The organism is Bacillus sp. S2(2019), from assembly GCF_005144805.1.
Lineage (GTDB): Bacteria > Bacillota > Bacilli > Bacillales > Bacillaceae > Bacillus > Bacillus altitudinis.
Window position 1 is genome coordinate 25,090 of the sequence record NZ_SWFL01000004.1, and the last position, 23,510, is coordinate 48,599.

Below are 23,510 nucleotides of genomic sequence, written 5' to 3' on the forward strand. Positions count from 1 at the left end.
AAAGGGTTTTTTATGTATTTAGTAAGTAAAAAATAAGACATAAATACATATTATCATGATTTAAATGTTGAAATAATATATACTTAGTATATAATTACTCCGTAAAGGGATGGGAGGAGTTTGCAGATGATTCAGATCGAGAATGTGAAGAAGGAATTCTTTCAAGGCCAGGAGCGGACTGAGGTGCTGAGGGGCGTTGATTTGACGGTAGAAGAAGGGGAGTTTGTAGCGGTGATGGGACCGAGTGGTTCTGGAAAAAGTACATTACTTCAGCTGTTAGGCGGGCTTGATCTGCCTACTGATGGAGAGATTTTGATAGATGAGCATCAGTTGAGTGAGATGAATGAGAAAGAGAGAACGATTTTCCGCCGAAAACAGATTGGGTTTGTGTTTCAAAATTATCAGCTGCTGCCTACATTAACTGTCGAAGAAAATGTGGCGTTTCCGCTGCATGCAGATGGACGTTTAACAAAGGAGAATCAACAGACGGTTGTAGAGCTGTTAGAGGCTGTTGGCTTGAATGGACTTGGACGGAAACGGGCTAGTTTGCTGAGCGGCGGGCAGCAGCAGCGTGTAGCGATTGCAAGAGCTCTAGTCAATCAGCCGTCAGTGTTGTTAGCAGATGAGCCGACGGGGAACTTGGACCGGCATAGAGCGGAGGATATTTTGGCGTTAATGTGCAAGTTCAATCGAGAAAGCAAGCAGACGATTATCATGGTGACGCATGATATTTTCGCAGCAGGATTTGCGGATCGAATCATCCTTTTTAAAGACGGTGTTATTGATCAAGTGATCTCTAGAAAGGATGATGATTATGCTCAGTATGTGGCGAATTTCATGGCGTAACATGATTCAGCATAAAAAGCGGTTCGCCATTTCTGTCTTAGGCATCATGGTGGGGATTGCTTTTGTCACGTCGATGCTCATTGCCGATCGAACGACAAATGATGTGTTTCATTACTATGAGCAAATGTATGTCGCTGATGCAGATTATTGGGTGTTGAGTGATGATCATACGTATGATGAGGAACAGATCTCATCCATTTTAAAGCATCCTGATGTGACAGGATCATTATTAGCGCTGGATAAACAGACGTTTTTTGATGTAGAAGGTGATCACTCTCTTAACCAACGGGCGGTACGAATTACCGGAGTACAAGATCAAACGAGCTCTTTACTGAAGCTGCCTGTGATTGAAGGGCGCTTGGATAATCAGGGGTTGGTCATACCAGATGTTGTGGCGAAGCTGCTGAATAAAAAAGTGGGAGATACCATTCGTTTTTCTGATTTGGGCGAAGCGAAGGTATCTGCCATTGTGGAATATACACAGCTGCTTTCAAGTCCGAGTGACTGGAAGGGTGCAGAATCATCGAGCTTTCGTGTGATGGCGCCGCTTGATTTATTGAGAGACTGGACGGGACTCGATCATCAGCTTTCTTATATGAGATTTCAGACGAATGATGGCGGAGAGCAGCTCTTTCAATCTTTACAGAAAGAGTTCAAGGATGCCGATGTTTTTGTCCAGCCTGTGGTGGCGGATGACCGGCAAAGTAATGACATTGGCGGGCTGTACACGTTCTTTTACCTCATCGCAGGGCTGTCGATGTTTATGAGCGGTTTTATCGTGTTTAATATGATTTATACGAGTGTGATGGAACGGAAAAAGGAATTTGCGATTATGAAGAGCTTTGGTTATACGCAGGGCTCTGTTTCTAAGCTGATGTTGATTGAGGTTTTGATCTTGGCATGTATTGGAACAGCCATTGGGGTGCCGATTGGCGTTTGGCTTGGAGATGTATTCATGCAAACACTGCTTGGTGTGTTCGCTTTTGATATGGTGTATTCGTTAAATTGGCAAGTGCCTGTTGTAATTTCAGTGATTATTGGTATTGTGTTCCCTGTGCTGTTTTCGTTATTTCCGATCTATCATGCAGGGAAAACGTCTGTGCTGCTGACTTTAAAATCCACCACCCAAACTTCTGCACCGAAGAAACAATCGGTCATTAGAGCGGTGATAGGGATAGGATTGCTTTCATTTGTATGGGGGGATCATCCGGCTGCTTATCTTGGCATTTTAGCCAGCATGGTTCTGTTATTCCCATTTTTTCTGCTCTTTTTGAACCGGTTGTTGGCGCCTCTTTTGAAGTTTGTCTTTGGTTACCCGGGCCATCTATCCTCGCAGCATGTCACGCAGCAACTGAATCGAAATGCCAATACGGCGGCGATTCTAGCTGTTGGGATTGCTGTGATCTTGCTTTTAAGTGCGGTCATTGAATCGGCTCCAGACGGCTACGAAAAAGAGATTCGTCAAACGTACGGCGGTGATCTCAGGGTTACTTCTGAAGCGCCATGGACGAAAGCGGATCAAGAAAAGCTGTCATCCTATGAGGCTGTTGAACGGGTGGAACCGATGATGGAAGCGGCTCCTTTGACATGGGAAACGGCCCATGGAGAGAAAAGACAATTTTCTATCATCGGTGTGGATGAGAAAGGACCTTCTTTTATAGAAGGTGACAATAAAGGCGATTTGTATCAACGATTATCAGAAACGCCTTCTATCGTGTTAGGAGAGCGTGCGTTTGATGAATGGGGTGGGCGTATTGGAGAGAGTGTGTATCTCAATGCACCTTCTGGCCGGCAGCAGTTACAAGTCATTGATGTGGTCAAGACTTCTCATCATTCGGGTTATGTGGCATTTGTCGATCAGACATTTTTACAAGAGGATTTAGGGTGGGCGCAGCCCCTTGATATCCTGCTTACGTTAAAAGACAAAGGTGCCGGTGAGTCTTTACGAGATCAGCTATGGGAAGACTTTGGGCAGCGGCTTTCAAAGGTGAAAACAGTAGAGGATGAGATTGAATCAACGACATCGGCTTTAACTGGTATGAACGAGTTAATTTCTATGATGCTCATTTTCATTATTGGGCTCGCGAGCATTGGAACAGCCAATACTCTGCTGATGAACACGCTTGAACGCACATCTGAGATTGGCACCATGCGGGCGCTTGGGCTGACAAAGCAGCAGGTGAGAAAAATGATCGTCGGAGAAGGTGTGCTCATTGGGTTATCAGGTGTGATTGGCGGCATTTTATTTGGTGTGATTCTTCTATATGTCTCAAGCCAATCTGATTGGCTGGGTGGATTTGTTTCATTCCAATTGCCGCCTGTGCATCTACTGCTGGCAGTGATCGCAGGAATTGCACTCAGTTTAGCGGCTTCGTGGATTTCTAGTGCGACAGCGAGTAAAATAGAGATGATATCATCTCTCAAAGAAGGTTAAATCATATGTCAGTGAAATACGGAATTTTAACATCGCTCTGTCAGCAGCAACATCATGGATATGAATTAAAGCTAGAGCTGGAGTCATTGCTCGGAATAAAAGGAAAAATCAACCCTGGTCAAATCTACACGACGCTTGATCGGTTAATTCGTGATCAATTGGTGACAGCAGTGGGAATAGATGACCAAGATCGAAAGCTGTACGACGTGACGGAAGAAGGCAGACAAGAGCTGGAATCATGGCTGTTGGCACCTGTTCCATATCATGCTGCAAAGGATGATTTTCACTTTAAATGGGGCTGTGCACGGAAAATCAGATTTCATCAAGAAAAAGAAATGCTTCAGCAGCAGAAAGCCGTCATCATGAAAGATGTGATGGAACTCACGAAGCTGAAAACGGAATGTCTTGTGCAAGGTGATGAGAGTCGGTACTTATTGATTTCTGGCACGCTGCTTCATTTAGAGGCGGATTTGAATTGGATTCATCAAATTGAGCATCGGAGCGGGTCATCATTTTAGAGAGGTCTTTCTTTTGAAGAAAGGTCTTTTTTTTGGCTTCGTTCGGAGCATATGCAGATAGGATGGGAAGAAAGTTTGGTATGATAGGTGGAAATTGATTGTATTTTCAGAAAAGGGGTTTGATCAATGAAAACATCACGTAATCCTGAGACCATTCATGCGCCAGTTGCACCGTACATCCATCAAATAGAGACAACAGGGCCGCAGCGGTGGTTAACCTTATCAGGGCAAGTGGGGATGGAAGTCGATGGAACCATCCCAGCGAGCCCGATGGAGCAGCTCGAACTAGCGTTAGAGAATGTGAAACGCAATGTAGAAGCGGCAGATATGAAAGTAGAAGATATAACGAAGCTTGTGTTTTATTTGGTAGGTGAGTTTGATGCTGAGAGTAGAAAACGAATCATGGGTCAGTTTTTAGGAGACCACCTGCCTTGTATGACGATGATTTATGTGGTGGCTTTGGCTTCACCTGCTTTAAAGGTCGAGGTGGATGCTTGGGCTTGTCGGGATATGGACTTGGTTTAATGATTATCTTGATGAGGTAGATAATGAAAAATTTTTGCATAAGGGAAGTATGGGCTAAAAGATTGGGTTTTCATATCCAATCTTTTTTATATTTAGTTCTCTCTAATTTATTGATATAAAAACCTTTTAAGTATATTTTTAGAATATTTTACACAATTCCCCTTACTTCGACATTTTTCATATGGTAATATCAGGGTGCATAGCGATTGGGTCTATTGACACTATGCAAATTTTGAGAGGAGGTTTTACTTATGACAAGAAACCAAAAAGAATGGGAATCTGTGAGTAAAAAAAGCCTTAAGCGTCCAGGTGGTACTTCAATTGTTAAGGCGGCTGGATGTATGGGGTGCTGGGCCTCAAAAAGTATTGCAATGACACGAGTTTGTGCGCTGCCACATCCTGCAATGAGAGCTATTTAATGAATAACATAGGGAGTTAAGCATATATTGCTAGCTCCTTATTCTATAAAAGGGGTGTCTATTTATGTCAAGTAATCAACTAGCAGAATACGATTTACCTGAACTAGCGATTCATTTGCAGCCTCATGGCGCAGTTATGATAGATAGAAAATCAATGTATTATTTTAGATTGAGTGGAAGAGGGGCTCAGCTTGCATTTTTATTATCTAAGAATAAAGACGTGAGCAAAACTGCTCGTATCTGGGAAATCGTTAAAAAGGAAGAGCTAACAGCTGATCAGTTGCGTGAAGAATTGAGTGCCCATCCTTTTACAGAAGCTTGGACACAAGGGTTATTGAATCAACCTATTCAATTTACAGGATCTTTACAGTCCTATTTACCAATTAGCTGTACTCTCCAATTAACAAACGCTTGTAACTTAGGTTGTTCCTTTTGTTATGCTAGTTCCGGTAAGCCCTATCCTGAAGAATTAACATGTTCCCAGTGGATTAATGTGATGCAAAAACTAGCTGCGCAAGGTGTGGCTGATGTCACTTTAACAGGGGGCGAAGCCAAACTCATAAAAGGTTTTAAAGAAATTGTGATGGTTGCGAGTTCATTATTTACGAACGTAAACGTTTTTAGCAATGGCTTAAACTGGAGACAAGAAGAAGTGGAATTACTCAGTCATCTAGGAAATGTATCTGTACAAATTAGTATTGACGGTACGAGCGACACTCACAATTCCTTAAGGGGAAGGAAAGGTGCTTTTCAGGAAAGTATGGAAACCATCCAGCGGTTAACAGAAGTGAAAGTTCCTGTAATTGTTGCAATGACCATCAATGAAATGAACGCTGATCAAGTAGCAGAGGTTGTTGATCATTGTGCAAAAGCAAATGCCTCCATTTTCCGTGCTGGTAAGACATTATCCGTAGGACGTGCTACAAAGAATTTTAAAGCGCTAGAAACTTCGTTTGAGCAGCGTGTTCAAAGCCAGTTACAGCAGGCGCGTTCTAAGTGGGGACACCATTTGAATATAATTGATTGGGAGCATGAAGAGAGTTCTTTTACAACTGATTTTTGTACACCGGGTTATTTGGCTTGGTATATAAGGGCAGACGGTTATGTGACACCTTGTCAATTAGAGGATATTCCTTTAGGTCACATTCTAACGGATTCTTTTTCTGATATTGGTTCACCAACACGTCTATTGAAATTGAAATGTGAAGCGAAAAACTGTAAATGTATAGGGAAAGTTGAACTATCTGAGCCAGATCTCCCCTTTGAAAATGAAATGAGAGCAGGCATCGCTCATGAATAGTATGACTTTTATTTTGTGGTCAGGTCTTGGAGTGATAGGGCTCTTCTTGTTTGCGAAGTATAGAGTGTCAACAATAGAATCAAACCTTTTAGATAAAATTGAGGCAAGAAAAGTTGGTATCGATTTTATTAGAGAGTTTGTGGGCATAGACGTGGAAGCTTGGGAAGTATATTCAGTCTATTGGTATGATCATGAAACAGTGAATAAGTTACATCATTTAGGTTTGCTTAAAAAAAATCGACATATACTTCATGAAATGGGATTGGTTGAATCTTGGCGTGTTCGTTTTGTTCACCAAAACCAATCATTCGTGATAGGAGTAAACGCTAAAAGGGAAGTGACATTTTTTTATGCAGATGTAAGGCAAACTTCATTATCTAAAAAAGACGGTCAGATTTCACTAGAAGGTTTAAAAGATCAATTGACTTGTTCTTCAAAGGGGTTATGGGCTAAGACAAAACCAACTGGTTCTGGTTCAAAAGAAGAGGATTTTCGTGAAATTAAAACATATTGGTATCTTGCTGAAAAGGAAGATATCCGACTTAAGGTAACAGTTGAAATGCAATCTGGTGTGATCACTTATATCGGCACAGATACAGAGATTTTAACGGATCAGATGAATAAAGTAATAAGAGATGAACAAGTTGAGTCTACTTTTGGTCTTTCAGGTATGTTAGGATCAGCTGCTGCGATGATCATGGCTATATTAGTTTTAGTTTTCATGAATGTTCAAATTCACCTCACATTAAGTCTTATGCTGGGTTTCATGATTGTACTAGTGCAATCTCTCACAATTAAGGAGGATATACAGTTAACGATAGTAAATGCTTACGATGCTAGGATGAGTGTTCAAACTGTTAAATTACTTGGTATACTCTCTACTTTGTTTGCAGGATTATTGACAGGATTTGTAGTATTTATATGTTCATTGGCAGGAGGCGCTCTTGCGAATGAATTAGAAATGAAATTTTTAGATGAAATCGTTGGACAAACTTTTATTGGTCTTAGCGCTGGGTTAATTAGTCTAGGCATCACATCACTGGTCTTTTACCTTTTAGAGAGAATGAATAAATTACGTATTTCTCCGGAACTATCAAATAGAAGTATGTTTTTATCTGGATTTACTTTAAGACAAGGGCTTAATATGAGTCTGCAAAGTTCTTTTGGGGAAGAAGTAATATACCGACTCTTAATGATTTCTCTTATATTTTGGTTTAGTGGGAGTGCGATATTGTCCATTTTAATATCATCTTTTTTATGGGCAATTATGCATCAGGTCACTGGGTATGATCCAAGATGGATTCGCTGGGCGCATCTTTTTGTTTTTGGATGTTTTCTTGGTTTTCTTTATATGCATTATGGATTTATTTGTGTACTGGCGGCACATTTTATTCACAATTTTGTGCTCGTTTGTATGCCCTTATGGCAATTTAAACTTCAAAGATATCTACATACCAAAAAGCCTCAGCATACATCACTCTAATAAAAGGGAGAGATTTGATGCCATTTATGGAGGTTCAGAATGTAAGCAAACGATATAGCAATGGTGATGGGATAGAGGGTCTTTCATTTTCCATTGAAGCAGGGGAGGTTGTGGCGCTGCTTGGGCCTAATGGTGCGGGGAAGACGACAACCATTCGATGTTTAACAGGTCTCTATCAACCTGATCAAGGGGAAATACTCATAGAGGGATTTCCTCCTGGTCATTCCCATGTCCAAAAACAAGTAGCTCTTATTCCAGATCAGCCATATTTGTACCCAGATTTAACGGTTGCTGAACATGTTCAATTCCGTGCAAGAGGCTATCATAAAGGTTTAAAACAGATCAAAGAAAAGGTATTTGAGGCGTTGAAAGAAGTACATATCGAAATGAAGATGAACGAATTGTGCGGAAGGCTTTCAAGAGGTCAAAAACAACGTGTCGTCTTAGCAGGGGCCATTGTGCAAGATGCTTCCCTTTTTATTTTAGATGAGCCGACTGTTGGGTTAGACATCCCTTCGAAACAATGGCTGTCAGATTGGCTGATACAGAAGAGTCTTCAAGGTGGTTCGGTTCTTGTGTCCACTCATAGTCTGGAGTTTGTGCTAGATACGGCAAGCAGGGTGATATTGATTCGAGACGGTGCCATCATGAAAAGTATTGCTGTTCCTAAGCGGCAGGAAGAACAAATGAAGTGGCGGGCAGAAGTCATTCAACTTCTAGGGGAGTGGTCTAGTGAATAACACGCTTACCCTTTTATGGATGAAATCCCAAAGGCGCTTGATCAGTAAAAATCAAGAAAAGAAAATGCCCTTTCTGATCTTGCTACTTATGATGGCTGCCATCGGTTTTCAGCTGAGCGCAGTCTCAAGTATGGGCGATTGGAATGTGGGTACAGCTGGATGGATCATTGTCGTTTTATTTGTTCTTTATACTGGCTTTGGCTTGTTTTCGAATCGATTGCCTAGTCAGATGAACGATATCATGTGGTTGTATGGAAGTGGTGCTTCTTTATGGACAGTTGTGATGAGTGTATGGGTATATCACATTTTTTGGCGATGTGCTCTTCTCATTGTTTCTGCTGTGATGGCTGATATTCTCCTTCTTTGTTTAACGAAGCAGTACTTTTTTCTACTTGGTAAATCACTCCTGTTAACAGCGCTGCTATGTATGATCGAAACATGGATGATTGCGGTATCTTGTGCAAGAACCATTCGAGTATATAAGCGAGTGCTCTTCATTGGTTTTATACTGATGTTTGGTTGTCTTTCATTGCTTATTATGAATCAATTGATATTGAAACAGTCGTCAATGATGGAGATATCTGCTTCTTTGATGTATCAAGTCGGACACATGATAGTGGAGTTTTCATTCATTTCTGTATTGATATTACTTGGAGTGATGATTTTATCTTTCATGATGATGTACAGGTCGAGTCATCGTATAGAGATGATGGAGTCGTTAGTCAAAGAGGCGGCATTTTGGGAGGAATTTGAGGGGAAACAGGTTCATGTAAATCCAATAAGTCCAAAGAAAAGCAAGACGTGGTGGGGGCTTTCATCATTAACGGGCATCTGGGCTTTCCTTTGGCTAGAAATATTGATGATCAAAAAGTATGCTACCTTCCACCTGTTATCTACCATGCTGTTGATCGGTACTTACTATGTCGTCAGTTCTTATTTTTCAGATTGGTTGACTCTATTCTTTCTGGTCATTGGTGCATCTGTCCTGCTCAGTTCATATTACGCGGGGATTGTAAGACACGGGCAAACGGGATTGCTGTATCTTTTTCCGGGCGCTTTATATCAAAAAATTCTTCTATTGGAAGTGTTTCAAACCTTTTGGTTGTATGGTGTCTACTTGATTTCTCTTATCTTGTTAGAGATTCATGATGTATTGTATTGGGCCATTTATGGCGTAGGGGTATATATTTGGTTTTTGACTATACGGCTCTTTGCCTTTACGCAGCCTTTGAGACGAGAAGCGAGTCTTTCTTTGGGCATCTATTATCGATCATTGCTCATCGGATCTGTCATAAGTGCTGCGGTCATCATTGGGATTCATCTGTTCACTAATGGCTGGTTTACAACGATGACATGTGTATTTGCTGGATGTGTATGTTATGTGATTTGTTATCGATGCCGTGGGACTCATTAAAAAGAGGAGTTGATTGTCATGAAACCAGAAGATAAGCTATCCCAATCGGTTCAACGTTTAGTCAATACCAATGAAGTAACGATCGTTCAAGCCATGGGGGAGTTAAGGAAATCAGGAAAAGAGGCAGTGCCAGTGCTTGTTGAAGCCTTAAAAGAAGAGGGTTCTTTGCGGAATATTGCAGCAGCGGTTCTTGGTGAATTTGGAGCAGATGCAGGGGATGCAGCAGAAGCTCTTGCTAAACTGTTAGAAAGTGAAGAAGAGGAGACAAGAATGGCGGCTGCGATCTCACTCATGAGAATTGGTCAGCCTAGTTTGCCATTTCTTCTGTCTTTGGCAAAGCGTTATGAGGGTCCTACTTGTTTTTGGGCGTCGTGGTGTATCTCTTGGATTGACCCATCAAAAATCGAAAAAAATATGTACGAGTGCCTAAAACAGGAACAAGAGAATCCATCAGGAAATGTGGCCCCTTTTGCCGCAGAAGAGGCACTAGGAAAAATCATCGCTTTTCAATTAAAAGAAAAGGGGGATGAGTAGTGGAAACGCAAATACTTAAATGGCCTGAGCACCTTCCTTGGATTCATTCTTCACAACAGCGGTGTTTACCTGAAGGGCATACTCAGCTTCTTTATTTTTGGTCAGTTAACTGTCCGCATTGTGAAGAATTAACCGACCACATTCTACATAGTGTGGATCAGTTGAGTATCCATTTAACCTGTGTCCATGTTCCATATACGGAAGAAGAAAAATCGATAGAGGTTGTTTCGAAATATGCGGAGGAAAAGAATCTCATTGCTCCCATTGTGTTGGATCAAGATTATGAGATTGTCACAAAATATAAAATTCAAGGATTGCCAAGTTTTTGCCTCATAGATAAAGAGGGACAATTAATTGATCGGAAAATGGGAGATACCGGCTGGGAAAAAATATTAAAAAAACTAGAAAAACGATCATAATTAGAGTTATGGAGGAGAGCGTTTTGTTTCAATCAAACCAAGAATTGAAAAAAACGGTGGTCTTTAATGCAAGTGTGGGAGCTGTTTTGCTGATTCTCATGATGTTGAAATGGCTGCCGATTTCTGCAGAATGGGAGTTGCTGTTGATTTTGTTTGGATTGGGGATTTTGTTTTATGTGAAGCGTGCGCTTTTTAAAGAAGAAAAAGATCATAAGGCATGAGTTTTCTACAGAGGTGATTTAGAAAGGTACAGTTGATGAAAGGTAAGTAATAAAAGGTTGGATGTTGAATCCAACCTTTTATTACTTCCTGTATTGAGTTTAAAAACAAGGGAATGCTTTTATATTCTCAGAGCAGTGTTTGAATCAAATTTTAAAAATCCAATGTCCTCCATGTATTTGAAATAGCGTTTGATTAAATGATCATCCATAGGGGGATAGGTCATTCCATGTGCTTGGAGAACCATTTGAGTATTTGTTGAGTCAAAGTGCGCCATGTTTTCGTATAGTTCCCAGACTGTTTTGTCTTGTTCTACCTTTTCAGTGAGCATTGGAAGAAATGGCGTAAGGGCGTTGTCTGCGTTTTGATCGCTTGCTTGAATGAGAGCTTCTACCCAATCGTCATATGTTTTCTTTTCTAATGGATAGCCTATTTCTTCTGTTATTTTTTGGAAATATTTACTTAATTCCATGCTTTCTTCTTGAGGTGGAACGAGGTGATAGGCTTTGCCGAAGTTGGCTGGATCCTTGCATATGGTTGTAATGGCTTTTGAAACAAAGTCGACGGGTACGAATTCTTTTCGTTGATTCGGTAGCTCACCGTAAGCCTTTAATTGGATGCATCCTTTGATTAGTCTCGCCATGTAATCCTCTGTATTATGAACGCCTGTTTGACTGTCGCCCATGATGAAGCCGGGGCGAAGGACTGTGATCGGCACGCCACGTTTTTTTGCTTCCCACATGATTTTTTCTGCCACCCATTTACTTTGAGAGTACCCAATGTCCTTTTCTACAATAGGAAGATAAGCATCGATGGATGTATCTTCAAAAAGAACGGTCGTGCCATCTAGATACCCGGCAGGTCCGAATATGGCAATGGTCGATAAGAAATGAACAGGCTTTACCTGTTCTGTGCAGGCGAGTTTGATGATATTTTCTGTGCCGGTGACATTTGTATCCTTGTGCATGTGATAGGGCTGAACGTAATTGACTTTTGCTCCATTATGATAGATGGCATCAATGGTTTGGGCGAGTTGTTGAAATTCCTCTGTTGAGAGCCCTAGTTGAGGCTTGTCCAAGTAACCTACAATCGGTTTTAGTTGTTTCAGATAATGTTCGTCCCATAGGTGATATTTCTCCATATTTACTTGTATTCTCTGTCTTGCGTGCTCTTTGTCTCTTGCTCTGATGACACAATAGATTTGGATGGAGGGATTCATTCGAACAAGCTCTTTAATGAGATAAGCGCCTAGAAAGCCGGTTGCTCCTGTTAATAACACGGCATTCTGCTTAAAGGATTTAGAATCGAATAGGTGCTTTGGCTGAATCTTTTCATCTAAAAATCCCTCTGATGTGAGCTGTTGTTTCGGCTCAGGTGTTTGATTTTGTAGCATAAGATGAACTTGTTGAATCGTAGGATGTTCATAAAGGGTGCTGGCAGGTAGTTCAACGTGTAATGTTTCCTGCATACGCATTAAGGTTTTGGCGGCAAGGATGGAGTTTCCTCCTAAGTCGAAGAAGTGATCGTTTGTGCCAATGGGCTCTACCTTTAATAGGTCTGTCCATATTTCACAGAGTGCTTCTTCGGTTTGATTAGTTGGTGCGACATATTCAGTTTGCAGTTTGGGTCTGTCGAAATGATATCTTGGTAGTGCTTTTCGATCGACTTTTCCATTTGTGGTCGTAGGGAAGTTTGTCAATAGAACATAATGTGCAGGGCGCATGAAATCAGGGAATGTTTTCTTTGCATAAGTTTGAATGGTATATAGATCCCATGTCTTTTTGTTGGATGGAATGATGTATGCAATGATGCGTTTATCCCCAGGTATAACTTCTGTGGCTGTCACCAAACAGGATTTAACACTTGGGTGCTGGATCAACACATGCTCAATCTCGCTAAGCTCAATACGAAAGCCTCTAATTTTGACTTGGTCATCCTTTCTACCAATATATTCAATCAGCTCATCAGGTTGTTGTCGAACAAGATCCCCTGTTTTGTAATAGGTTCTTCCATCCCGTTCGATGAAACGTTCCTTTGTTAGGTTTTCTCTTCGCCAGTAGCCTAATGCTAGTCCATCTCCTGAAGTGATGAGTTCCCCTATTTGTCCTTGAGAGACAGATTCACCTTGTTCATTTGTGATGTCAATGATGGTTCCTGCTACAGGTCTGCCAATTGGTATACTGACGAGATCATCCCAGGTGTCTGGCAGTTGAAAAGTTGTTGTGAAGATTGTATTTTCTGTCGGGCCATAGCCATTAATGATGGTCGTATGTGGGAGCTCCTTTAATGCTTGATGAACGACTTGAGGAGACATGACATCTCCGCCAGAGACGATGTATTTAACTGATTTGATATCGTTCAGGTGTAACTCCATCATCAAGTTGAACAATCCAGTAGTTAAAAAAAGAATCGATACATCATAGTCTTTAATGGTTTGACTGACGAGTTCAGGAGTCAGTTTTCCAGAAGGAGGAATAGCGAGTGTCGCTCCATTTAATAAAGCGGACCATATTTCAAATGTAGAGGAATCAAAAGAGATGGTAGATAATAATGCTAAGGTATCAGAAGAATTAACGGGCAGAAAGGAAGGGTTATGCGTTAGGTGCATGATACATCTATGTGTAATGACAACACCTTTTGGTTTTCCTGTTGTGCCAGAGGTATACATGATATAAGCGGCATCAGAAGGTTTGACATCAAAAGACGGGTTTGACGTTGATTGTGTAAGGATGAGATGTTTTTCTTTATCTAAGTAGATAGTGGGAATAGGCAAGGAGATTAGGCTTTGAGTGACATGTGATGTTGTGAGTAAAAACGATAGTTCGGCATCTTCAATCATAAATTGAATACGTTCACTAGGGTAATTTATATCTATAGGCACATAAACGGCTCCTATTTTGGTGATAGCGAGAATAGAGACAATCAATTGTGGTGATCTTTCTAAGGCTAGGCCAATATGAGAAGCTTTCGTTACGCCCATTTTGATAAGGTAATTGGCAAACTGGTTACTTTGTTTCTCAAGTTCAGCATATGTGATGTTCTGATGGTTGCACGCTAAAGCTGGATGATGCGGCGTGTGAGTGGCGTGGTGTCTCATGATATCACATAAATTTTGATCATTCATGATGATATTCCCCCTCTAGAATTTGATAGATTAGGAATGTTATTCCTAAATCCACCCAAAGTGTATATGAAGAAATATTCAATGTCAATGAAGGGTATATTCACAATAAAATGTAAAATTTATATAATAATTGAAATAATATGAAGATATATTGTGCTATTTAGAGATAAAATGTCAGGGACCCTCGGATTTTTCCTTGAATGAGCGTTTTGTTGATCAAGATGAGGTGAAAATAGGGGGAAATTGAATCATAAGATAGGTTGGATTCTCTGATGGGATGACAGATCACTTTTTTAGGGAAATATATATACGTATTTCAAAAGAATTTGGTAAAATATATAGGTATATCTTAAATTTGTTATATGTTTAAGGAGCTGTCGTGTTGAAGGAATCTAGGGTTGAGTTTATTGATAGTTTACGTGGTTTTAGTTTATTAGGTATTTTGATTGTGAATATGCTTAATTTTCAATATGATTATGATTTTGAGAAGATGTTTGATCCGAGCATATGGGGACAGGAGTTTGGGGTATATGTGACGGAGATCTTGTTCCAGGGGTCATTTTATCCGATTTTCTCCTTTTTGTTTGGGTATTCTTTTATCAAACTGATTGAATCTACAAAGGCCAAGGGGCTGAATACGAATGCCATCGTCGTTCGCCGCGGCTTTGGTCTTATTGTGCTTGGGATGCTGCATTACATATTCATTTGGAATGGTGATATTCTCTTATATTATGGAGCATGTACGTTTTTCTTGATGATGTTTTTAAGCAGCCGGATCAAAACAATGCTGATTTGGTCAGGTGTGTTAGGTGCTTTGTCATTAGTGGTTTTACCATATCTGATGACCTTTGTTTATGGAAATGATGATTTGTTAACGGATGTGTATGCGAAGGGTGCATACGGTGATATTTTATTGAGCCGGGTGACGATTGAAGACGATATGATGATTGTGACCATTATTATGGCGATCGTGACCATTACGTTGATGCCGATCTTAGGTTTTCTATTCGGTACGATCATGGTGGGGCCATTTGCACTGCTTGGCATGGCCATTGGGAAAAAAGGTCATCTGACAGAAGAAGATCGAGGAATGGCGTATCGTAAAGGCTGGATCTGGATGATTTTGATCGGGCTCGCTTTAAAATGTGCGACGTTTATTGATGCCCCTTGGAGTGAAATGGTGATGACGTTAGGAGCCTATGTCCTGACGATCGGTTATATTCAAGCTTTTATTGTCTTTTACTATTCAAAGGTTGCACAAGGATTGAAACGTCTGCTTGCAGGACTTGGCCGATTGTCTTTATCAAACTATTTAGCACAATCTATTATTTGTACAACGATTTTCTATTCTTACGGACTTGGGTTATTCGGACAAATGGGCTCAATGTTTGGACTGCTACTTGCTGTTGGACTTTACACAGCACAGCTGTTCATCAGCTATCTCTATTTGAAAAAGTGGAGAAGAGGGCCTGTGGAATGGCTTGTGGGAAAATGGGTATATTGGAGATAAATTGATTTGTTGAGGAACCGCATGGCTGAAGAGCTGTGCGGTTTTTTAGTTGGATCGCATTCAAAAAAGTTCATAAAAGGAGTTGAATATTTTTTCAGTGTGTATATAATGTATATATAGTGTATATACAATATTTCATTGCGAATACCAGTACAGAAAAAAGAGGTTTTTATATGCAAATTACGATTTCTAACCATTCTAAGGAGCCTATCTATGAGCAAATTACGACGCAAATCAAATCGTTGATCTTAACGGGTGAGCTTGCAGAAGGTGCGGGACTGCCGTCTATCCGAAAGCTGGCGAAGGATTTACAAATCAGCGTCATCACAACAAAACGTGCATATGAAGAGTTAGAGAAGGCAGGATTTATTTATTCGATTGTCGGTAAGGGATCATTTGTTGCCGAGCAAAACCTAGAGGTCATGAGAGAGAAAAAATTGAAGGTGATTGAGGAACAGCTTGGAGCGGTTGTTACAAACGGCAAGGAATTAGGCTTATCTTTTGATGAATTGCAGCAGTTATTAAAGTTCTTGTATGAGGAGTGAGATGAGTGGAGCACGTGATTGAATTCAAAGGAGTATCAAAACGGTTCAAAGACTTTTCTGTGCAGAATCTTGATTTACAGGTCAAAAAGGGCTTTGTTACTGGGTTTATTGGAGAAAATGGAGCCGGTAAGTCGACCACGATTAAAATGATCATGAATTTGTTAAAACCAGATTCTGGTGAGATTAAAATTTTTGGATTAGATTATCGTACGCATGAAAAAGAGATTAAGGAACGAATTGGCTTTGTTTACGATGCTAACGTTTTTTTCCCAGGATTGAGTTTAAAAGACATCAAACGTATTGTGGCACCTGCCTATAAACGCTGGGATGATAGGCTATTTTATCAATATATTGAACAGTTTGGCTTGCCGCTTCATAAAGCGATTAAAACATTTTCAAAAGGGATGCAGATGAAGGCATCGCTTGCGATTGCGCTGTCGCACCATGCAGAGCTGATTATCATGGATGAACCAACTGCTGGTTTAGATCCGGTCTTTAGAAGAGAGCTGCTCGGCACGTTACAAGAATTGATGATTGATGGAAATCGAACGATTTTTTTCTCAACGCATATGACGACTGATTTAGATCGCATTGCGGATTATATTGCGTTTATACAAAATGGAAGATTGGTCTTTCAACAGTCGATTCATGAGGTGGCGGAGAATTATGTGCTGGTGAAGGGGAGCCTGGATTTGCTGGATCGAGACACAGAAAAGGCGTTTATCCATATTCAGCGTACGGCAGCCGGATTTGAAGCATTAACAGATCGGATTGATGAGGTGAAACTTATTTTTGGGGATGCTGTTGTGATTGAACCGGCGTCGCTTGAGGATATCATGTTTTATTTGAAAGGCGGGGTTGCGCATGTTTCATTTAATTAAGCGTGATGTGATTTTGCAAAAGAAGCAGTTACTTATTTTTATTCCGTTTATCTTATTTTTCATTTTCATGGATGTCCATCCAGTATTAACGTTTCTAGTCGCTAGTGTCTTCATTCCATTTAACACATATGCTTATGATGAGAAGGCAGAAACGAATATTCTATTAAATTCCTTGCCCTATACACGTAAAGAAATTATCGCATCACGTTATCTTGGCGCCATTTTCTATATGAGTATTGCGATCGTGCTGACAAGTGCTGCATTATTTGTGTTTGGGAAGCTGTTTTCGCTGTCAGATATTGCGATTGGCAGCGGGTTGTTTTTATTGTTCGCAGCATGTACGTTTCCATTGTTTTATATCTTAAAGCCTGGTTATATCACAACGGCAGTGATCATTGGCTTTATCGTATTATCTGCTATGGGACCGCCTGTTGTTCTCTATTTAGCAGAGCAATTCAGTGGGATCACTGATTTTATCATGAATTTATCGATCCCTATTGTATATACGGGGTCAACTGTACTGATTATGCTCATCTACTTGCTATCTTGGGGATTTTCTACTGCGATTTACCAGAGGAAAGTGTTTTAAATCAGATGATCACATCATTTATAGAGAATCATTCATTTTGAGGTAGGCCTTTCAAAATGGATGATTCTTTTTTGCATCCGGTGAAATTGACATCCTGCAGAAAACAGGTTATTGTTATTTAACATAATGTTAATTATTTTTAACATTATGTTAAATAAAACATCCTTTAAGAAAGGAATCTGAAATGGAAATTAAAAATAGAATGAAAGTATTACGGGCAGAAAGAGACTGGACACAAAAGGATTTGGCAGAGAAGTTAGGTGTGACTCGTCAAACTGTGGCAGCGATTGAAAATGGTAAATATTCTTTGTCTTTAAAACTAGCATTTCAAATTGCGAGAACATTTGAAGTAGATTTATATGACGTTTTTCAAGAGGTCGACAAGGAGGAACAACAGCGATGATGACAACGATCATACTTTATTCTCTGATTATCCTTTCTATCTTAAGTACGGTCTTTCAATTTAAGAAAAGCCGTGAATATAAACAGGATGAACGGGGTCAATTTATTTTAGCGAAAGCTGGAAGTTTTTCAATTGTAGGTGTGGCATTAGCCTATATATTGGTGGCTGTCATTCAAGTTTTTGTTCATGAATTATCATCTCCAACGGAATGGTTTTATATAGCGATTACGTTTATGTATGTATCAAGTGTTTGCGCAAATACAATTGGCATTATCTATTGTGAAAGAAAATACTAATCTTTTATCTGCGGATGCAAGCTAGGGTACTTCATCATGAAGGGAAGAAAAAATAATGAAAAAATTACTGAAAATAATGCTGATTGCTCTATGTACCATTCTGACTGTCTTGGTTGTATTTGTAGCCAGTGTTTATGTTGTGAATCTAATTAGTAATGAAAGAGAACAGGGGAAAATAGAAGCTTATGGGCAAAAGGTCTTGGTGGATGGGAAGCAGATGAATGTGCTCATTCAAGGCGATGGGAAAGAAACGATTGTCCTTCTACCAGGGTATGGAACTGCTTCACCCGTGCTTGATTTTAAACCGTTAGTCAAGGAGTTATCGCCATATTATAGAGTCGTTGTGATTGAACCGTTTGGTTATGGTTTAAGTGACGACACAGATAAAGTAAGGACAAGTCAAAACATTGTGGATGAGATTCATGAATGTTTGCAGAAACTCAACATTAAAAAATATACGCTCATGGGTCATTCGATTTCTGGCATCTATGGATTAGAATATGTGAATCAATATGAAAAAGAAGTCCAAGCCTTTGTTGGCATTGATACGAGTGTTCCTAAACAGGAAACGGATGAATTGCCAGTCTCCAGCTTACAGTTGCTTCATCAATCCGGCTTTTACAGATTGATAGTGAAAATGAATCCAGAACAACTGGTGATGCCTAAAGTAGATGATCAAACGAAGGCTCAGATTAAAATGCTGACTTTCCGAAATTTTTTGGATGAAAGCCAAGCTAGTGAGGCAGAAAACTTTAGAAACAATTTTAAAAACGCTCAACGTCTACATTTCCCTAAGAAGCTTCCTGTTGCTTTCTATCTAGCGGATCAAACGGAGAAAGAAACACCAAACTGGAAACCAATGCATGAAGAGCTGCTGAAAAATGTAGACCACGGAAAAATCGTTACTTTCAAAGGCGGCCATTATTTGCATCATACGAAATCAAAAGAAATCGCAGATGATGTGAGGGAGTTTCTATCGAACAACGAGCGCTCACGTTAGCGGTTTTCCTCCTCAGCTGGACAGATGAAACATCGCAATTTTGATCAAAACGAGTGAACTGATTTGTTTTATGATCAAGAAGAGGTGAGGGAGATGATGTATAGTCGGGTGACGCAAGAGGTGATTTCTTATTTGGAGTCGCATTTGATGGATGAGCTGTCGCTGAGACAGGTGCCTGAGAAAGTAGGATATTCACATTTTCATTTGCTGCGTGTGTTTAAACGAGAAACCGGGCTGTCGATGGGGGAATATGTGCGGAAACGAAGATTAGCTACGGCTGCACAGCTTCTTTTGTATACGGATCAGGGGATTTTAGACATCGCTTTTTCGTTACAATTCCAATCGCAGGAAGCCTTTACGCGTGCTTTTAAGCATCTGTATTCCTTACCTCCCGGAATGTACAGGTCCATGATGAGAGACATGCAAATGAAAAAGGAGGAAGATTCGATGACATTACATGAAGCAGTACCTGGCTGGGGTTTGAGTGGTTCACATCCGCATATGTATGAGATGGGTGTTGATACAGCAGAATTTCATACGGGTAAGCAATCAGGTGTTTTATCATCTAAAGAAGGCGTACAAGATGGACAGTTTGCGACAATGATGCAGGGGTTTCAAGCAAAAGAGTATGCAGGCAAGCGATTGAAGCTTTCTGCTTTCTTGAAAACAGAGAATGTATCTTCAGCAGGAATTTGGATGCGGGTAGATGACGGAAAGGGTGATACGGTGCAGTTTGATAATATGCAGAATCGACCTGTGACAGATTCTACGGAATGGAATCAATATGCGATCGTATTAGATGTTCCTACGCGCAGTGAATCCATTCATTTTGGAGTGTTACTCAGCGGTCATGGAACAGTCTGGGCTGACGGTTTTCGATTTGAGGAAGTGGATGAGAAAACACCTACGACGAATATGGAGGAGGCCTCGGCTTTGCCAGATGTGCCGATGAATTTGCATTTTGAGCTTGAGAAGACCGTGTGAGCGGTCTCAGCTCGTAGAGAAACAAAGATTCTCTACGAGTTTTTTTTGATATGATCTACCTTATGGAACTGATTGAAATTAACTAATCCGTGTTACAACTTTTTTAGGTATTATAAAAGGCTACTGTGAGCTGGACCTAGTAGTAAATACTAGAATTATAGTGTGTAGACAATCTTTTTGATGAAATGATTTCGGGGTCTTTAGGTTTATTTTTTACAATGTCTCCTATTTCAAGAACAGTCTTTATTCTTATTTCCATTTTAATTGATAGATCTAGTGTAATAGTATTAATTTACTAATTATAATATAATTTGTATTTAATGTTGAAATTATACAATTTAAATGACAAGATATAAATAAGGGGGAGAAAATAATCAAAGAAAAGGGGAATACTTATGAGCTTAACAACACGTAAAAAATTATTTGGATTAGGTTTTATGTCATTAATCGCAACGGTCGCTGTAACTTCTGTTGCTTTTATGAGTATTAATCAGAACTTTTTAGTAGCCAAGCTTGGCATTGAACTAAGTACAGCTGAAAAAATTGCAGACCTTATTATGGCAGGCGGAACAATTGCATCTATTATTGGCATTGTTGGCGCAGCCACAGGTGTAGGACTTGCTCTAGCTGGAGCAATCGGTGCTTTAAAAGCAATAGCAAAGGCACAGGGAAGAAAAGCAGTTATTAACTACTAAGCTTTGTCTTCTCCCCCAATACACTATATTAGGTGATATATATGAGATTAGCTTTACTATTTGAAAAAATGTATCTTAGGAAGAAAATAGATGAAGCATCATTACCACAATGGTTAGGTCATGCTACATATTTATTTCTATCTTTAAGATTTTTCATCATTTATCCTGCAATAGGTATAGGTTTATTTTTTGTTTTAAAAGCTCGTATATTAGACATGACCCTTATAAGTACGTTATGTTGCATCTTAGCAATTATAGATGCGAGAGATTTCCCTATAAAGAATTATTTGATTTACACGTTACATCAAAATGTAATTGTGGATAGAACAGAATCATTTAGAAAAATTTATCGGCATATTTATTTTTATTTTTTCGGTAAAACTGTCTTTAAATTCTCCTTGATTTTTTTTGTGCCTATGTTTATGGTTGAGAATCAATTAAACATCATTTATTTTGTGTTATTAGTGATAATCATCATTATAACAGTGATGAACTTTTCTTCTTATCATTTTTATAGAAGCTACTTTCAAAAAGGTATTGGCCAAAATATACGGTTAGTCAAGCTCATTTTAGTATGTTTTACTGCGTATATCGTACTGTTAGCCATTTTCCATTATTTCGAATCGGAGATTATACAAGTCTATAATCATTTTCAATTTGATCTATTCAACATCTTGACTGAATTATTAATTACCTGTTTAGTTCTATTTATTTTGTCTATGGTGTTTCACCATCATAAGGTGTTTCGAAAAATTGGTAAAGAAGAATTAAATGCAAAGGAAACTGTTGTTCAGCATAAGGTGAGGTTTAAAAAGAGGGTATTCTTTAACAAAGATATCTTACTTATAAAAAGAACTTACTACAATAAACTCAGGTTTTTGAAATATTTATATGTCCTACATGTATGTGCCTTAGCGATAGTTCCGGTATTGGTTAGTTTATTATTAAAAGGGAATGATTCCTATATTCTGTTATCCATCATATTTATCGCTGTGGCTTTCTCAAATTTTATAACAGATTATCTAAAAAAGGTGATTAGCCCTGATATTGAATTTTTTGCATTGCCACCAAATACTGCATGGAATATTTCTTTAAATGAAATCTTGGTTCAGAAAGTATATATCTATTTGATTTTATCTGGGATTCCAGTAATCTTTAGTGTCATAACTATGGTCATCTTACATATTCCTTATTCATTCATTACTGGCGTTGCTCTTTTAATTGTTTTTGTATTTATCAATATGGGGCTAGCTGCTACGATTGGTGCCATACTCTTTCCGAAAATAAATCCAGAGAGTGATTATGAAATAGGAAACTCAAGTAAGGCAGTCGTATTTGAAAATGTTTATTTGTACATAATCTCTATTTTGCTTTCCTTTATATTCATCATGGAAATTTTTAGTCTGGAGATGCCATTTCAATTAGGAAAGTACATAGTGACGTTAATCGTGATCCAAATTTCAATTCTCGTCGTCGCGATCTTGTATTTGAGAAATACCAAGGTGAAGGATGTAATGAAAAATGCAAATTAAGAAAGCATCTTTTAGTTATGGAAACAGTTTGATCTTTGAAAAGATCAATTTAGAGTTAATACCAGGCGAAATTGTTGCTGTAGTTGGTTCTAATGGCTCGGGTAAATCGACATTATTAAAATGTTTAGCTGGTATTTATGAGTTACATAGTGGTGATATCGTGAAAGAGGCCGAGGAAAATGTAGTGTTTGTGCCTGACGTACCTAGATCATATGAATATTTAACAGGATATGAATACCTTGTATTTATACAATCTGTTTCTAAGAAAAAAGATGTTGCAAAGATTCATAGTATTTTAAAGGACTATACTCTATATCCGAATAAGGATAAATTGATCAAACATTATTCTCACGGAATGAAACAAAAATTGGGGCTTTGTGCCGCACTCATCAATGAAGATATTCATTATTTATTATTAGATGAGCCACTTACAGGTATTGATGAGAAAAGTCAAAAAGTGATCATTGAAAAATTTAAAGAACTTGCGAGCAAACAATGTTCGATTATATTCTCAACACATCAAATTGAAACATTAAGAGGGATATGTGATAAGGTTTTTTATTTAGAGGAGCAGTATGAAGAAATTGTTCATAAATAAAATTAAAGTTAGACTTTCAGCAGTCTCTACTCTATCATTTATACTCCTTCATGTAGTATTCGGTGTTATTGGTTTTATAATAACTAAAAAAGCACCCTCGGATGTCATGTATGTAGAGGATAGTGTGTTCCTTTATTTTACTAACAATTTTTTATACTGTATGGTTCTTGTCGTTGGTGTCGTTACAGCAGGCCTGCTCACCACCTTTCTCATCGCTTCAAATGCATATCTGCTTGGAGTGACAATGAAGGGAGCTCTATTGTTAGGGCATGATATAGGATACGTTCTTTATCATATTTTGCATGGAGTGATTGAACTTCCTGCAATTTATTTTTTCTTTAAAATCGGTATTTATCCAGTCAGTTTGTTTTTGAAATATTTCGTTTTTGATCACAGATTTGATTTTTGGAGAGATATTTATACAGTCATCCGATACTTTATTTATGGGACAGCTTTATTGTTATTAGCTGCAGTGGTTGAATTCTTATTATAGTGAACTTCT

Annotated in this window: 25 protein-coding genes; 24 read left to right on the forward strand and 1 reads right to left on the reverse strand. The window is 39.1% G+C overall.

Features of this window, described 5'->3' with window-relative positions; all coding sequences use genetic code 11:
- Positions 1-126: 126 nt before the first annotated feature.
- From FBF75_RS14945 to FBF75_RS15000, 12 genes are all read left to right on the forward strand, one after another.
- On the forward strand, positions 127-846 hold the full coding sequence (locus FBF75_RS14945) for an ABC transporter ATP-binding protein (protein ID WP_008343922.1): 720 nt from the start codon (positions 127-129) through the stop codon (positions 844-846).
- The gene (locus FBF75_RS14950; protein ID WP_136944880.1) at positions 815-3,280 is read left to right on the forward strand and encodes an FtsX-like permease family protein; all 2,466 of its coding nucleotides are present in this window, start codon (positions 815-817) and stop codon (positions 3,278-3,280) included. The genes FBF75_RS14945 and FBF75_RS14950 overlap by 32 nt, the downstream gene beginning before the upstream one ends.
- Positions 3,281-3,285: 5 nt before the next feature.
- Complete coding sequence (locus FBF75_RS14955; protein ID WP_007498534.1) at positions 3,286-3,798, forward strand: PadR family transcriptional regulator; 513 nt, start codon at positions 3,286-3,288, stop codon at positions 3,796-3,798.
- 126 nt (positions 3,799-3,924) lie between these two features.
- Positions 3,925-4,323 (forward strand): RidA family protein, encoded by a 399-nt coding sequence (locus tag FBF75_RS14960; RefSeq protein WP_007498532.1) that lies wholly within the window; start codon positions 3,925-3,927, stop codon positions 4,321-4,323.
- A 251-nt stretch (positions 4,324-4,574) separates the two neighbouring features.
- Positions 4,575-4,742: a sporulation killing factor gene (gene skfA / locus FBF75_RS14965; RefSeq protein WP_017366484.1), complete on the forward strand. Its 168-nt coding sequence runs from the start codon at positions 4,575-4,577 to the stop codon at positions 4,740-4,742.
- A 64-nt stretch (positions 4,743-4,806) separates the two neighbouring features.
- Entirely contained in the window at positions 4,807-6,042 is a 1,236-nt protein-coding gene (gene skfB, locus FBF75_RS14970; protein ID WP_007498530.1) for a sporulation killing factor system radical SAM maturase, read from the forward strand.
- On the forward strand, positions 6,035-7,525 hold the full coding sequence (locus tag FBF75_RS14975; protein ID WP_136944881.1) for a CPBP family intramembrane glutamic endopeptidase: 1,491 nt from the start codon (positions 6,035-6,037) through the stop codon (positions 7,523-7,525). Before skfB ends, FBF75_RS14975 begins: the two co-directional genes overlap by 8 nt.
- A gap of 17 nt (positions 7,526-7,542) precedes the next feature.
- The gene (locus tag FBF75_RS14980) at positions 7,543-8,265 is read left to right on the forward strand and encodes an ABC transporter ATP-binding protein (protein ID WP_019744076.1); all 723 of its coding nucleotides are present in this window, start codon (positions 7,543-7,545) and stop codon (positions 8,263-8,265) included.
- Positions 8,258-9,679 carry a sporulation killing factor system integral membrane protein gene (gene skfF, locus FBF75_RS14985; protein WP_136944882.1) on the forward strand — a complete coding sequence of 474 codons (1,422 nt, stop codon included), beginning with the start codon at positions 8,258-8,260 and terminating at the stop codon, positions 9,677-9,679. Before FBF75_RS14980 ends, skfF begins: the two co-directional genes overlap by 8 nt.
- 18 nt (positions 9,680-9,697) lie before the next feature.
- Positions 9,698-10,213 (forward strand): HEAT repeat domain-containing protein, encoded by a 516-nt coding sequence (locus FBF75_RS14990; protein ID WP_008343915.1) that lies wholly within the window; start codon positions 9,698-9,700, stop codon positions 10,211-10,213.
- Positions 10,213-10,632 (forward strand): TlpA family protein disulfide reductase, encoded by a 420-nt coding sequence (locus FBF75_RS14995; RefSeq protein ID WP_039963282.1) that lies wholly within the window; start codon positions 10,213-10,215, stop codon positions 10,630-10,632. Before FBF75_RS14990 ends, FBF75_RS14995 begins: the two co-directional genes overlap by 1 nt.
- 23 nt (positions 10,633-10,655) lie before the next feature.
- Entirely contained in the window at positions 10,656-10,853 is a 198-nt protein-coding gene (locus FBF75_RS15000; RefSeq protein ID WP_039963281.1) for a hypothetical protein, read from the forward strand.
- Positions 10,854-10,972: 119 nt separating this feature from the next.
- On the opposite strand, the gene FBF75_RS15005 is transcribed toward FBF75_RS15000, so the two are convergent.
- Positions 10,973-13,975, reverse strand: coding sequence for a non-ribosomal peptide synthetase family protein (locus FBF75_RS15005; RefSeq protein ID WP_136944883.1), 3,003 nt, complete (start codon positions 13,973-13,975; stop codon positions 10,973-10,975).
- Positions 13,976-14,357: 382 nt separating this feature from the next.
- On the opposite strand from FBF75_RS15005, the gene FBF75_RS15010 reads away from it, so the two are divergent.
- The 12 genes from FBF75_RS15010 (at position 14,358) to FBF75_RS15065 (ending at position 23,501) form a co-directional block, all read left to right on the forward strand.
- Complete coding sequence (locus FBF75_RS15010; RefSeq protein ID WP_136944884.1) at positions 14,358-15,485, forward strand: DUF418 domain-containing protein; 1,128 nt, start codon at positions 14,358-14,360, stop codon at positions 15,483-15,485.
- 173 nt (positions 15,486-15,658) lie between these two features.
- Entirely contained in the window at positions 15,659-16,030 is a 372-nt protein-coding gene (locus tag FBF75_RS15015; protein WP_008343911.1) for a GntR family transcriptional regulator, read from the forward strand.
- A gap of 5 nt (positions 16,031-16,035) precedes the next feature.
- Positions 16,036-16,911, forward strand: coding sequence for an ABC transporter ATP-binding protein (locus FBF75_RS15020; RefSeq protein WP_048001365.1), 876 nt, complete (start codon positions 16,036-16,038; stop codon positions 16,909-16,911).
- Complete coding sequence (locus FBF75_RS15025; protein ID WP_035702971.1) at positions 16,895-17,500, forward strand: ABC-2 transporter permease; 606 nt, start codon at positions 16,895-16,897, stop codon at positions 17,498-17,500. Before FBF75_RS15020 ends, FBF75_RS15025 begins: the two co-directional genes overlap by 17 nt.
- 184 nt (positions 17,501-17,684) lie before the next feature.
- Positions 17,685-17,903 carry a helix-turn-helix transcriptional regulator gene (locus FBF75_RS15030; protein WP_048001364.1) on the forward strand — a complete coding sequence of 73 codons (219 nt, stop codon included), beginning with the start codon at positions 17,685-17,687 and terminating at the stop codon, positions 17,901-17,903.
- A complete protein-coding gene (locus FBF75_RS15035; RefSeq protein ID WP_048001363.1) occupies positions 17,900-18,199 on the forward strand; it encodes a hypothetical protein in 300 nt (99 codons plus the stop codon). Before FBF75_RS15030 ends, FBF75_RS15035 begins: the two co-directional genes overlap by 4 nt.
- A gap of 55 nt (positions 18,200-18,254) precedes the next feature.
- A complete protein-coding gene (locus tag FBF75_RS15040) occupies positions 18,255-19,199 on the forward strand; it encodes an alpha/beta fold hydrolase (protein WP_057078677.1) in 945 nt (314 codons plus the stop codon).
- A gap of 93 nt (positions 19,200-19,292) precedes the next feature.
- The gene (locus FBF75_RS15045; RefSeq protein WP_048001361.1) at positions 19,293-20,183 is read left to right on the forward strand and encodes a helix-turn-helix domain-containing protein; all 891 of its coding nucleotides are present in this window, start codon (positions 19,293-19,295) and stop codon (positions 20,181-20,183) included.
- 395 nt (positions 20,184-20,578) lie between these two features.
- Entirely contained in the window at positions 20,579-20,878 is a 300-nt protein-coding gene (locus tag FBF75_RS15050; protein ID WP_017366497.1) for a circular bacteriocin, circularin A/uberolysin family, read from the forward strand.
- A gap of 41 nt (positions 20,879-20,919) precedes the next feature.
- Positions 20,920-22,410, forward strand: a complete 1,491-nt coding sequence (locus FBF75_RS15055; protein WP_017366498.1) for a hypothetical protein — start codon at positions 20,920-20,922, stop codon at positions 22,408-22,410.
- Positions 22,400-23,008 carry an ATP-binding cassette domain-containing protein gene (locus tag FBF75_RS15060; RefSeq protein WP_017366499.1) on the forward strand — a complete coding sequence of 203 codons (609 nt, stop codon included), beginning with the start codon at positions 22,400-22,402 and terminating at the stop codon, positions 23,006-23,008. The genes FBF75_RS15055 and FBF75_RS15060 overlap by 11 nt, the downstream gene beginning before the upstream one ends.
- Positions 22,986-23,501 (forward strand): stage II sporulation protein M, encoded by a 516-nt coding sequence (locus FBF75_RS15065; protein ID WP_017366500.1) that lies wholly within the window; start codon positions 22,986-22,988, stop codon positions 23,499-23,501. The genes FBF75_RS15060 and FBF75_RS15065 overlap by 23 nt, the downstream gene beginning before the upstream one ends.
- The last annotated feature ends 9 nt before the right edge of the window (positions 23,502-23,510 follow it).